Origin of the sequence: Gallibacter intestinalis, from assembly GCF_014982745.1 — a bacterium.
In the GTDB taxonomy this organism is placed as follows: domain Bacteria; phylum Bacillota; class Clostridia; order Peptostreptococcales; family Anaerovoracaceae; genus Gallibacter; species Gallibacter intestinalis.
This window is the reverse complement of the sequence record NZ_JADCKA010000010.1, coordinates 1-12,508: the sequence shown is the minus strand read 5'-3', so window position 1 is coordinate 12,508 and position 12,508 is coordinate 1. Positions and strand designations below refer to the sequence as shown.

The following is a 12,508-nucleotide window of genomic DNA, read 5'->3' as shown; positions in this document are numbered from 1 at the left end:
TTCTTAAACTTTATTTGTATATTTTTTTAATATATAAGCCACAAAATAAGTGTAAAAGACTTGCATTTTCTGTAAAAAAGTGTAACTTTTACTATAGTCCCTAATGTAATAATCTATTAGTTTTTGTGAGTTTCGTTTAAAATACACTTATGTTTTTTGTTCATTAAAGGAGTTGTGTCTGAATGGTAAAATTAAATGCTTTAGAATTATTACAGAAAAAAGGTAAGACAAAATACTGGCTCTATAAACAGCTGGGTATGAGCTACCAGAATTTCAACAGAATGGTAAATAACGAAACAAAATCGATTCAGTACGAGATGATCGACGCAATGTGCACAATATTTGAATGCACACCAAACGAGCTGCTTACCTTCGAAGAAGAGAAATAAGCGGAAAGGGATCGTCTTGCCCCTCTTGGCGGTCCCTTTTTTCGTTGAGAATTTCTGTTGACAAAGAAATTTTTCAGTGTTATTGTAAAAACAGTCAAATACAAAACCGTTGATGGGGGAATAAAACCGATTAAACGGCTTACAGCGAATCCGGGATGGTGGAAGCCGGAAAAGCGACAGTTTCGGTAAATGGGCCCCAGAGGGCGAAATGAACAGCCGGTCAATCTGGCTCAGTAGTGGAGACGCGAAGCCGGCGTTACGGGCTGGGAGTGTGATAGCACTCTGCTGAGTGGGCAGTTTTACTGTCAATTAAGGTGGCACCGCAGGTTTAACACCTGTCCTTAAGTTTAAGGACAGGTGTTTTTTTATGAAAGGAGATATCATGACAGAAAAAAATACTCTAAATGCAAAACCAAGAGATATTTTCTCCTCCAAATTCGGATTCATCATCGCATGTATCGGATCTGCCGTAGGTATGGGTAATATCTGGCTGTTCCCATATCGTGTAGGTCAGTTCGGAGGAGCAGCTTTCCTTATTCCGTACATCATATTCGTAGCACTTTTAGGTATGTCTGGAATCGTAGGAGAAATCACCTTAGGAAGAACCATGAGAACAGGTCCTCTGGGCTCATTTAAGAAAGCCCTCGAAATGCGCGGGCTTAAGGGCGGCGAATTTATAGGTCTGATACCTGTAATCGGCTCCCTTGCCACAGCCATAGGCTATACCGTTGTTATGGCATGGGTTCTTAAATTCTTTATAGGCTCTGTAAGTGGAGAAATGATTAAGTCCGAAGACAGCGGTGCATATTTTGGTGAAATTGCCACTGATTTTGGCTCAGTGCCATGGCACATTATCGTATTGGTTGTAACTTTTGCTTTTATGGCCTTCGGCATCTCAAAGGGTATAGAAAGAGTAAACAAGGTTCTTATGCCTCTGTTCTATCTCCTATTTGTAATCATCGCCATAAGAGTTGCATTTTTACCGGGTTCAGGTGCAGGCTACGACTTTATGTTCAACCCTGATTGGAGCGCCCTGGCAAATCCTCAGACATGGGTATTTGCTCTAGGCCAGGCATTTTTCTCACTGTCACTGGCAGGCTCCGGCACTGTGGTTTACGGAAGCTATCTGAGCAAAAAAGAAGATATCGTATCCAGTGCAAAATACATAGCAATCTTTGATACTCTGGCATCCATGACAGCTGCCATGGTAATAATTCCGGCGGTATTCGCCTTTGGTACAGACCCTACTTCAGGTCCTCCGCTGCTGTTCATAACTATGCCAAGTATATTTAAAGCAATGCCTTTAGGTCAGATAATAGCTATAATATTCTTCCTGGCGGTAATGTTTGCAGGATTTACTTCTCTTGTAAATCTTTACGAAACCTCCGTGGAAGCAATCCAGAACAAGTTTGGACTTTCCAGAAAAATATCTGTAGGTCTGATACTGCTGCTGGGTCTGGCTGTAGGTCTGTTCATAGAAAACGGCGACACAGTATCCACATGGATGGATATTGTATCAATTTACATCGTGCCTCTGGGTGCTCTCCTTGCAGCCATAATGACATACTGGGTTTGCGGCAAGAACTTTGCGAGAGAAAATGCACAGATTGGCCGTGAAAAGCCTATCGGCAGATGGTTTGAACCACTGTCAAGATATGTGTTCTGCGGTGTAACTATCGCCGTATACATTCTGGGAATATTCTATGGCGGCATAGGCTGATAACTAACAAAAATAAAAAAACTATATGCAACAAATAACCTCCGGCTATCGGATTTCTATCTATCCGCTTCCGGAGGCTTCTTTTTCTAAATATCCACTTTTACATTAGCATAGCTTATTTCCATTGGCAATTAACTTAAACTTATAGCCAAGTACTTCTGAAGCCCGCCTACACATCATCATACGCTGTAAAAATATTTCGAAATAGTCCATCACAGTACACATGCTATCGTCCAGCTCCAGTTCCATTTGAATTATCTTTTTATCCTGCCTAAATTTCAATGATGAATTCAAAGCTGCATAGTTTACACGGTCATGTATATCAAAGCCTGAAATAACAGGATTTTGCACCCTGTTTCTGCGCACGTCAGTTTTATCTGCAAGAATCAGTGCTGCCGATACCACATCAACTGCTGTACCGGTTTCTTCATCATGATGTCCTATTGCCGTAACTATGGTTAATATATCGTCAAAGGGCATTTTCATTTCGTTGAGTATTGTATAGGCAAGGATAGCACCGCTCTGAGCATGGGCATGTCTGTTTATGCTATTTCCTATATCGTGCATGTATCCTGCGATTTTTGCAAGTTCGACGATGTGCCCGCTGTATCCAAGCGCTTCCAAAATTTCACCTGCTCTGTGAGCTACCTTTGCCGCATGTTTTTTTGAATGTTCCGTGTAACCTATCTCCTTAAGCACACTGTTCCCTTTTTCCAAAAGGCCATTGATTTTTTCGTTTTCTCTAATTACCTCGTATGTTATCTTGTTTTTCTTATCAGCCAATATTAATTCCTCCTTTACAGTCGCTGTATAGCATCCATTGCCAGTTCGGATCTTTCACATTCCGAAGCGGTGAGTGTTATTTGCCAACACAGACTGCTTCCTTTCATATGCTCTGCTGCATAGCTCAGTCCATTTGTCCTCTCATCGAGAAACGGTCTGTCTATCTGATTAGGATCGCCTAGCAAGATTATTTTTGTTCCTTTACCTGCTCTTGTTATGATTCCTTTCGCCTGTGCAGGCGTCATGTTCTGCGCTTCATCTATTATTAGGTACGTTTTTACTATAGATCTTCCGCGAATGTAGTTTAAAGCTTCAGCTTGAATCATACCTCTATCAAAGATTTCATCTATCTTTCCAGCAAGTTCCATTTCATTAACATATCTTTCATTTTCGTCTGAATCTATCAGCTGCTCAAGATTATCTATCACTGGTCGCAATAACGGCGATATCTTTTCCTGTTCATCTCCCGGTAAAAATCCAATGTCTTCATCAAATTGAGCATTTGGTCTGCATATCAGTATCCTTCGATATTCTTCCCGCTGTTCATTCACAACCTTTTCGAGCCCTACCGCCAGAGAATAAAAAGTTTTACTGGTGCCTGCCATTCCTTTGATTATAACCAACGGCGCTTTATCCGCAGGCTGCATCAGAGCTTCCTGCATAAAATACTGGCCGGAATTCCTTGGAGAAACTCCGTATGGTTTTTTCTTTTGAAAGGCTAGCTTGCGTATCATGCCTTTTTCCACTCTACCAAGGTGCGTCTTTTTCGATGATTGATCGGCTTTGAGCACTATAAATTCGTTTTCATAAAGCTCAGGAGTGTATTTTTTTCCATTTTCATCAATGCAATAGACTTCTTCTATCTTTACACCTTTTTTCTTAAATTCAGAAAAGCATTCTTCCGGTACAAATACCTCTTCTCTTCCTTTGTACTGAACTTCGTGTTCTACAACCTGTTCTGTTATAAAATCTTCTGCGTTTATACCTATAAGCTGTGCTTTAATTCTCAACAAAATATCCTTAGTTACCAACACCACTGGTTCTTCTGAAGTCGATACAAGCCCTTTACACACTTTTAATATTCTGTTGTCTGATTTGTGTTCGCTGAAATCCTCTGGCAGTTCCACATCATGAAAATTCGTTTCCACTCTGAGCGTGCCTCCGTTATCCAATAAAACACCATCCTTTATTATATCTCCTTTTTCTCTGAGCTGTTCAAGCATCCTTATGGCTTTACGAACATTAGCTCCCCGCTCGCCATCATCTTTTTTGAGATTATCCAGTTCTTCCAATACCACCATCGGAATCACAACAGTATTTTCCTCAAAACACTCCATAGCATAAGGAGCCTGTATTAGGACATTTGTATCCAGAACATATTTTTTATTCATATCATTACCTCTTTTCCGGTTTAAGATATATTTTGGGCAATAAATCCCTTATATATTAAATATATCAACCAAAGATTAAGAAAATAGGCTTGCTTCTGTTAAAATACGGTAAAAAAAGAAGCGCAATCCGAAGATTGCGCCCTTCTGTCGTTGTTAGTCCAGATTGTACTTGTTCTTGAACTTTTCAACACGTCCACCTCTGTTGATGAACTTCTGCTGACCTGTAAAGAACGGATGGCAAGCTGAGCAAACGTCAAGTCTCATTTCTTCTGAAGTTGACTTAGTCATAAATGTGTTGCCGCATGCGCAAGTTACTTTACATTCCTTATAGTCAGGATGGATTCCCTGTTTCATGCTTCTACCTCTTTCCTGCTCAGGCTGTGCCTTTGCATAATTTATTTGCTGTTTTCTAACAGCTTATCTAATATATCACAATCGATTTGGTATTTTCAATAGTTTTACTTGTTTTTTGACAAAAATGTTTCTATTTTTTCTTTTTGCCAGCAAGATATGCCTTAACTGCTCTGTCATGCCCTGCCAGATCCTTTGTTATTTCAATATCTTCAAAGGCTCCCGATGCCTTTAACAGTTCAGCAACGGCAGTTCCCTGATTATATCCGATTTCAAATATGATGCGTCCCTTCTTTTTTAGATGCTCCGGCGCTTCGTCAATTATCCTTTTATAGAAATCAAGGCCGTCCTCTCCACCGTCAAGGGCTGTTAAAGGGTCATAATCCTTCACCTCCACATCCAGCGTCGGGATAACATCACTTTCAATATACGGCGGATTTGAAACGATAAGATCATATTTCTTTTTCTTAATCGGTTCAAATAAATCCCCCTGTGTAATTTCCAAGCGCACTCCATTAAGCTGAGCATTTTCTGCAGTGAGTGCCACGGCTTCCTCGCTCATATCCGATGAGGTAACCTTCAAAGTCTTTTTATTTTCGGCGGCTTTTTTCATAAGAGCAATACCTATGATGCCGCTGCCGCAACATAAATCCAGGACGCTATCCTTATTCTGGGCGATTTTTTCCGCTTCTTCAACTACCACTTCCGTATCCATTCTCGGAATAAGTACATTTTCTCTTACTTTAAAAGGATAGCCCATAAATTCCGTTTCACCGAATATCAACTGAATCGGTTTGTGAGTCGCCCTTTGGGCCACTAATTTAAAATAGTTTTCCGCTTCAATTTCTCCGGCTTCCTTGGACCACTGCATAAAAAACCTCATTTTATCGAAGTTTTTCATAAGGCAGTAAATCTGCTCCGCCTGCTGCTTTGCCTCGTCTATACCGGCATCATGAAGCTGCTTTTCCGCCATTTTTATAATGTCTGATACTAAAAGATTAGCCATTTATCTGTTTTACCCCTCTTTATTGTATTTTAGTTTACTCAAAACGCAGTTTATCTATAATGTCGACAAACTCCTTATTGTTCTTTGTAAGCATAAGATTGTCGATGATGGTTTCTGTGATTTCCTGAACTGTTCCCGAAGAAAGAGCCTTTCTCATGCGCCATACAGCAGCAAGCTCATTTTGATCCATCAGCAGATCTTCCCTTCTTGTTCCCGATCTATTTAAATCTATGGCAGGGAAGATTCTCTTTTCCGACAGACTTCTGTCCAGATGAAGCTCCATATTGCCTGTGCCCTTAAATTCCTCGTATATCACATCATCCATTCTGCTACCCGTATCAACCAGCGCAGTTGCTAAAATTGTGATGCTGCCGCCTTCCTCGATGTTTCTTGCCGCTCCGAAAAATTTCTTAGGCTTGTATAAAGAAGCAGGGTCAAGACCTCCAGAAAGAGTTCTGCCAGATGCAGGCACCACCAGATTATATGCTCTTGCCAATCTTGTGATGCTATCCAAAAGCACTATTACATCTCTTCCGTGCTCCGCCAGCCTCTTTGCCCTAGCCAGTACCATCTCCGCAACCTTTACATGATGAGCCGGCTGCTCGTCAAATGTGGAATATATAACCTCGCCATCGTTTTTAAGACTGCGTTTCATATCGGTTACTTCTTCTGGACGTTCATCAACCAAGAGAATTATAAGTTCCGCTTCAGGATGATGCTTTTCGATGCTACATGCAATCTTTTTTATAAGAGCAGTTTTTCCCGCTTTAGGAGGTGCAACGATAAGCCCTCTCTGTCCAAAGCCTATTGGTGCCACCAAATCTATCAGTCTCATGGAAAGATCTGCCCCGTCCTCCAGATTTATTCTCCTGTTAGGGAAAATCGGTGTCAGCTTATCAAAATCAGGTCTCAGCTTAGCCTTTTCAGGATCTTCGCCGTTAATTGCCTCTATCATCAAAAGAGCTCCAAATCTTTCACCCTGTCTCGGCCCTCTTGTTGTACCTCTTACCTTATCTCCTGTTTTAAGGTTAAATCGTCTAATTTGGCTGTTTGCCACATATACATCATCATCACTGGTGAGGAAATTATCAAATCTTAAAAAGCCGAAACCGCCCTCTGCGATTTCAAGTATGCCTTCTATGGTTTTTTCGGTATGCTTTTCCGCATCCTTTTCTATATTCTTTTCTTCGTTGTTGATTATTTCAGTCATACTAATTTCTCCATCAAATATCCAATAAACAATTTATTATACCACACTATTCGCCGATTTTTTTCCATTCTTTTGTTGAAAAATCCTGTGCGCCGACTTATAATATCTGCGTATTGTATTATATCTCAGCTATTACGAGAATGATAACAAGGAGACAGAAAAATGAATACTTTAACACAACACGGTACATCAAAGCGTACCCTCGGGCTGGTTCAGCTTTCGCTTTTCAGCGGTATTATAGTCATAATGGCATTTACGCCTTTCATCGGCTATATACCTTTAGGCTTTACAAGGGCAACCATAATACACATTCCTGTGATAATAGGTTCTCTGATGATGGGTCCAAAGAACGGAGCGATTCTGGGCGGGGTGTTCGGCCTGACAAGTCTTATTAACAACACCATCAATCCGACGGCAACGTCATTTGTATTCTCACCATTTATTCAGATAGGAGATATACATGGCGGTCTTGCCAGCATCATAATTTGCTTTGTGCCTCGTATACTGGTAGGTGTGATTCCTTATTATGTTTACAAGCTTATAACTAAACCGGGAAAAGGCGAAGTCAGCAAAAAACGCCAGAGCATCGCTCTCGGTTTTGCAGGAGTTTTAGGCTCACTGACAAATACCCTTTTGGTAATGAACATGATATATCTGTTCTTTAAGGATGCCTATGCTCAGGCTAATGAGGTTGCAAGCAGTGCGGTTTACACATTTATCATGGGAATAATCGGCATAAACGGCGTTCCGGAAGCAATAGTGGCCGGTATAATAGTAATCGGTATAGGTGCCGCTCTCATGAAAACAAAATTTGCTATAAAATAAAGAATATCATACAATACATTTTATAAAAGCGTTCCATGCGGACGCTTTTATTTTATCTGACGTTTGACAGTCATGTTTTTTGTGATAAATTATATGTAGTTATTAAATAAGAAGGAGGCTTTACCATGCATTGCGTAAGAAAAGTTACTGATGATATCTACTGGATAGGCGCCAACGACAAGCGTCTTCATCTTTTTGAAAATATCCATCCAATCGAGGATGGTGTTTCCTACAACTCATATGTTCTGCTTGATGAAAAGACAGTTCTTCTGGATGCAGCAGACTGGTCTGTGGGAAAGCAATTCATTGAAAATCTTGAATTCGTATTAAACGGTCGTCCTCTGGACTACATGATTATAAACCATATGGAACCGGATCACTGTGCTTCTATGGAAGAAGTGCTTTTAAGACATCCTGAAACAAAAGTCATTTCCACCGCAAAAGCTTTCAAGATGATGGAACAGTTCGGATTCTGCAATCTGGGAGAAACCATCACCGTCAAGGAAGGTGATGAGATGAACTTCGGAAAGCACACATTCACTTTCATCAGCGCGCCTATGGTTCACTGGCCGGAAGTAATGGTTACCTTCGATACAACAGACGGAGTTCTCTTCAGTGCCGATGCCTTCGGTTCATTCAAATCTCTTGACGGGAAACTCTTTGCCGATGAAGTTGATTTTGACAGAGACTGGATCGACGAAGCCAGAAGATACTACACAAACATCGTAGGTAAATACGGCCCTCAGGTTATGAATCTCCTTAAGAAAGCCGAAGGCATAGATATCAAGATCATATGTCCGCTTCACGGTCTTGTATGGAGAAAGGGCATCGGTTACTTCATCGACAAGCACATCAAATGGGCAACTTACGAACCTGAAGAAAAGGGTGTGCTTATTGCCTACGCTTCAATGTACGGCAATACCGAAAACGCAGCGCAGATACTGGCTGCGAAACTGTGCGAAAAAGGCGTAACAAACATCAGGATGTACGATGTATCAAAAACTCATGTATCATACCTGATAAGCGATGCTTTCAAGTACAGCCACATAGCTCTGCTCTCAGTTACATACACTAACGATCTTTATCCGCCTATGGAAGAATTTATCCGTGATATGCAGCGTCTTTCTCTGCAGAACAGGACTTTTGCCATAGTGGAAAACGGCACATGGGCTCCGCAGGCCAACAAGGTTATGTGCAAGATGATAGGAGAAATGAAAAACATGACCCTCCTCAACGAAAAGCTGTCCATGCTCTCCTCCGTAAAGGAAGATACATATGAAGCTTTGGACGCACTGGCCGATACAATTGCAGAATCATTGAAATAGCAGATTCTTTTAGAACAGCACCATAAAAGGAGGGGTTATAGGACAAAAAGTGTTGATAGACCCTAGTCCCAATAACTAGGGTAGTCACCTGATCTATGGAATTCAGTCCATACGATTGCATCTCCCCATCCAGGAATTGAATCAGATAGTTTTTCCTGTCTAGTCATCTTCCTGTAAATGTCGGAGATACTCTTATCTGTTGGCATAACTTTCAATAATTCATTAGCTGAAAGCGGCTCTGGTGAGTGCATATAGCACCACCAGAAGACCGCTTTTATTCGTCTTTCAATAGAAAGGCCTCTATGACTCCTCAACATTTCTCTAAGTCTTGCATTTACTCCACCTTCAATTTGATTAGTCGTAGCTGGTATTCTACCGATTTCTTCTATCAATTCCTCATCTAAATATGTGAATAGGGTTCCTTCCTTTATGAGCTTTAATGTAGACCTCTGCGCTTTAATTAATCGCTCATGTGTTGGTCTTCCATTTCCAAATTCATCATATGTCATTTGACTTAAGAAGCTGTTGTATCTTCTCATCCAATCAATGAAACGGAGTGTCCATTCCTCTGCTTCTTCCTTGTTTTTTAAATGCAATAGATCCTTTGCTAAATTGTAAAGTTCAAATCCTGCAGAAGTCTTTGGTTTTGTTGTTGTGTACCGTCTAATCTGACAAAAGGCATGAAATGTACATCTCTGGTGTTCTGCTTGGGGCCATATCTGTCTAAGTGCTTTTGGAAGACCTGTTCCTCCGTCTGATACTACTATTCTTGGTTCTGCTATTCGAGATAAAAGAGCTTTCCAAGCCCGAGAATGTTCATATCTACACAGATACCATCCTAGAACATGTTTATCATCGCAACATATTAAAACACAGGCTTTACGACCAAGATAAATTCCATCTACATAGAGTACATCTTTTTTAGATTCAACAATTGGAGGCATTGGCCAAATATCCCAAAACATTGATGTTTTCCTTCTAAAAGTTCTACCTTCGCCGGGCATTTCCCTTTGAGTTTGCTTACTAAATAACCATTTCAAGAATATCTTTAACTGCTTTGCTGAGTTGTCGATTTTCTGTGTAAAAGTAGCGGAACAACTTTTACACAGCCATCTTTGAGAACCAGATGCTGTTTTGCCATTTCTAACACAATTATTACCACAGACAGGACAAATTACATGTTTCATATATCTTCCTCCGTAACATGTTGATTTCTAAGAAGATATATTGCGAATTTGCATTGAATTTTCAATCTTTTCAACGAATTTTATCAACACTTTTTGTCCGCCCTATAAGTTGTCAAAAACAACTTAAAACCGCCATAGCCATTGAAAATTCAATAGCTATAGCGGTTTTCATCAACACTTTTTGTCCTATAACCCAAAAGGAGCCGATTGTGTTTCGGCTCCTCTTTTATTTTCATAGGATCTTTATGATTCCACCTTATTTGTTATATACGAAGAATCCTTCACCTGTCTTCTGTCCCAGCTTACCTGCTCTTACCATCTTCTTGATAAGTACATGTGGTCTGTACTTAGGGTCACCGTATTCAGTGTAAAGTACGTTCATGATAGCCAGAACAACATCAAGTCCGATCAGGTCGCCCAGTGCCAGAGGTCCCATTGGATGGTTAGCACCAAGTTTCATAGCGTTATCGATACCTTCAGCGTCAGCAACTCCGTCTGCCAGGATGCCTGCAGCTTCGTTGATCATTGGGATAAGGATTCTGTTTACAACGAATCCTGGAGCTTCTTCAACTTCTACAGGAGTCTTGCCCAGTATCTTTGCAAGTTCAACTACTGTGTCTCTTGTTTCGTCAGAAGTCAGCATACCCTTGATGATTTCAACCAGCTTCATTGCAGGTACAGGATTGAAGAAGTGCATACCTACAATCTTATCAGGTCTCTTTGTAGCTGCTGCGATTTCTGTGATGGAAAGAGAAGAAGTGTTAGTAGCTATGATAGCTTCAGGTTTGCAGAGTTCATCCAGTTCTGCAAAGAGAGCCTTCTTGGATTCCATTTCTTCTGTAGCCGCTTCAATGATAAGATCTGCGTCCTTAACGATTTCGATATCTGTTGAGCCATGGATTCTGGAAAGGATTTCATCTTTTTCTGCTGCTGTAATCTTTTCCTTTGTAACCATCTTTTCAAGGTTCTTTGTAACCTTTGCGATACCGCCGTCAACAGAAGTCTGTCTTCTCGCTCTGAGTACTACTTCGTATCCGTTCTGCGCAAGTACCTGGATAATTCCGGCACCCATTGTACCAGTTCCCAATACGCCAATTTTTTTCATCGGTCTGTCCTCCTTAAAATAGATATTTCCATAAACATGATAGATTGTTAAAAAATCGTCAATCTGTATCCTTATTATAACATAAGTAATCACCTTGTAAAGCGGTATTTGAAAATAATATTGATTTTATATTTATGTGGAGAGTATAATTTGAGCCAAAGAAACAGGGAGAAAACCGATGTAATATAAAAGGACTGGAGGGATAAACATGAAGCTGAAAGTTTTAGTTGATAACAACACCTTCATCGATCAATACTATTTCGGGGAACCGGCATGGTGTTGCTACATTGAAGAAAGCGGAAAGAAAATACTTCTAGATACCGGTTATTCGGATATCTTCCTAAAAAACGCCGAGCTTATGGGCATAAACCTGGGAGATATTTCAACCCTTGTCATTTCCCACGGCCACAACGACCACACCTGGGGAATGCCATACCTCTTTGACCGCCACGACATGTCCAAAGTGGACCTTGTGGCCGCTCCCGGCTGCTTTGACCCAAAAAGATTTGAAAACCTTGAAATCGGTTCACCTTTTTCCAAGGACGAACTTGCCCAAAAGGTCAACCTCATCGAAACCGACATACCTTACGACATAACGGACAACCTGGTATTCTTAGGTACGATTCCGGACATCTTCGATTTTGAAAAGAGACTTGTCATAGGAGAAAAGCAGGTCAACGGTAAATGGATAGAAGACACCAACATGGAGGACAGTGCCCTTGCCCTTAAAACAGATAAGGGACTTGTTATAATCACCGCCTGCTCCCACAGCGGCATATGCAACATCACCGAATACGCCAAGGAAGTCTGCGACGACAAGCGCATCCGCGGTGTCATTGGAGGTTTTCATCTCTTTGATGTGGATGAAAGATTAGAAAAAACCACCTACTATCTGGCCGCGCAAAATCCTGAATTTATGTATCCGGCTCACTGCGTTTCCCTAGCAGCAAAAATATATATGAGCAAGAAGCTGCCGGTAGGCGAGGTTGGAGTGAATTTCGAACTGAATATCGATTAAACTTATAAAACATCACAAAAGCAGGGCTTTAAACCAAACCCTGCTTTTTGCATGCTTTAATATTCCTTTTAGGGTTATAGGACAAAAAGAGTTGGTGACACCCTAGTCCCAATAACTAGGGTAGTCACCTGATCTATGGAATTCAGTCCATACGATTGCATCTCCCCATCCAGGAATTGAATCAGATAGTTTTTCCTG

11 protein-coding genes and 1 pseudogene are annotated in these 12,508 nt (G+C 40.9%); 5 read left to right on the top strand and 7 right to left on the bottom strand.

The annotated features are described in order from the left end of the window. The first annotated feature begins 182 nt into the window (after positions 1-182). Positions 183-389 (top strand): helix-turn-helix domain-containing protein, encoded by a 207-nt coding sequence (locus INF20_RS06155; protein WP_226385501.1) that lies wholly within the window; start codon positions 183-185, stop codon positions 387-389. Between the two features lie 382 nt (positions 390-771). After that, a complete protein-coding gene (locus tag INF20_RS06150) occupies positions 772-2,109 on the top strand; it encodes a sodium-dependent transporter (RefSeq protein ID WP_226385500.1) in 1,338 nt (445 codons plus the stop codon). A gap of 105 nt (positions 2,110-2,214) precedes the next feature. On the opposite strand, the gene INF20_RS06145 is transcribed toward INF20_RS06150, so the two are convergent. From INF20_RS06145 to rho, 5 genes and pseudogenes are all read right to left on the bottom strand, one after another. Next, positions 2,215-2,892 (bottom strand): HD domain-containing protein, encoded by a 678-nt coding sequence (locus INF20_RS06145; RefSeq protein WP_226385499.1) that lies wholly within the window; start codon positions 2,890-2,892, stop codon positions 2,215-2,217. A 14-nt stretch (positions 2,893-2,906) separates the two neighbouring features. Then, on the bottom strand, positions 2,907-4,283 hold the full coding sequence (locus tag INF20_RS06140) for a PhoH family protein (RefSeq protein WP_226385498.1): 1,377 nt from the start codon (positions 4,281-4,283) through the stop codon (positions 2,907-2,909). A 153-nt stretch (positions 4,284-4,436) separates the two neighbouring features. Beyond that, positions 4,437-4,637 (bottom strand): 50S ribosomal protein L31, encoded by a 201-nt coding sequence (gene rpmE, locus INF20_RS06135; protein ID WP_226385497.1) that lies wholly within the window; start codon positions 4,635-4,637, stop codon positions 4,437-4,439. Between the two features lie 130 nt (positions 4,638-4,767). After that, complete coding sequence (gene prmC, locus INF20_RS06130) at positions 4,768-5,640, bottom strand: peptide chain release factor N(5)-glutamine methyltransferase (RefSeq protein ID WP_226385496.1); 873 nt, start codon at positions 5,638-5,640, stop codon at positions 4,768-4,770. Between the two features lie 34 nt (positions 5,641-5,674). Continuing rightward, positions 5,675-6,841, bottom strand: a pseudogene (rho, locus tag INF20_RS06125) (transcription termination factor Rho); the annotation flags it as partial. Between the two features lie 171 nt (positions 6,842-7,012). Between rho and INF20_RS06120 the strand changes: the two are divergent. After that, a complete protein-coding gene (locus INF20_RS06120) occupies positions 7,013-7,675 on the top strand; it encodes an ECF transporter S component (protein WP_226385494.1) in 663 nt (220 codons plus the stop codon). A gap of 125 nt (positions 7,676-7,800) precedes the next feature. Further along, positions 7,801-9,000: an FprA family A-type flavoprotein gene (locus tag INF20_RS06115; RefSeq protein ID WP_226385493.1), complete on the top strand. Its 1,200-nt coding sequence runs from the start codon at positions 7,801-7,803 to the stop codon at positions 8,998-9,000. A 62-nt stretch (positions 9,001-9,062) separates the two neighbouring features. Here the strand turns inward: INF20_RS06115 and INF20_RS06110 are convergent, their stop codons facing one another. Then, a complete protein-coding gene (locus INF20_RS06110; RefSeq protein ID WP_226385492.1) occupies positions 9,063-10,187 on the bottom strand; it encodes an IS1249 family transposase in 1,125 nt (374 codons plus the stop codon). Between the two features lie 256 nt (positions 10,188-10,443). Further along, on the bottom strand, positions 10,444-11,292 hold the full coding sequence (locus INF20_RS06105; protein WP_226385491.1) for a 3-hydroxybutyryl-CoA dehydrogenase: 849 nt from the start codon (positions 11,290-11,292) through the stop codon (positions 10,444-10,446). A 208-nt stretch (positions 11,293-11,500) separates the two neighbouring features. Between INF20_RS06105 and INF20_RS06100 the strand changes: the two genes are divergently transcribed. Next, positions 11,501-12,310 carry an MBL fold metallo-hydrolase gene (locus INF20_RS06100; RefSeq protein ID WP_226385490.1) on the top strand — a complete coding sequence of 270 codons (810 nt, stop codon included), beginning with the start codon at positions 11,501-11,503 and terminating at the stop codon, positions 12,308-12,310. Positions 12,311-12,508 lie beyond the last annotated feature (198 nt).

Coding starts and splice junctions, on each gene's coding strand:
- INF20_RS06140 (WP_226385498.1), bottom strand. CDS start 4,283: ATGAATAAAAAATATGTTCTGGATACAAATGTCCTAATACAGGCTCCT.
- INF20_RS06105 (WP_226385491.1), bottom strand. CDS start 11,292: ATGAAAAAAATTGGCGTATTGGGAACTGGTACAATGGGTGCCGGAATT.
- INF20_RS06100 (WP_226385490.1), top strand. CDS start 11,501: ATGAAGCTGAAAGTTTTAGTTGATAACAACACCTTCATCGATCAATAC.
- INF20_RS06110 (WP_226385492.1), bottom strand. CDS start 10,187: ATGAAACATGTAATTTGTCCTGTCTGTGGTAATAATTGTGTTAGAAAT.
- INF20_RS06155 (WP_226385501.1), top strand. CDS start 183: ATGGTAAAATTAAATGCTTTAGAATTATTACAGAAAAAAGGTAAGACA.
- INF20_RS06115 (WP_226385493.1), top strand. CDS start 7,801: ATGCATTGCGTAAGAAAAGTTACTGATGATATCTACTGGATAGGCGCC.
- prmC (WP_226385496.1), bottom strand. CDS start 5,640: ATGGCTAATCTTTTAGTATCAGACATTATAAAAATGGCGGAAAAGCAG.
- rpmE (WP_226385497.1), bottom strand. CDS start 4,637: ATGAAACAGGGAATCCATCCTGACTATAAGGAATGTAAAGTAACTTGC.
- INF20_RS06150 (WP_226385500.1), top strand. CDS start 772: ATGACAGAAAAAAATACTCTAAATGCAAAACCAAGAGATATTTTCTCC.
- INF20_RS06120 (WP_226385494.1), top strand. CDS start 7,013: ATGAATACTTTAACACAACACGGTACATCAAAGCGTACCCTCGGGCTG.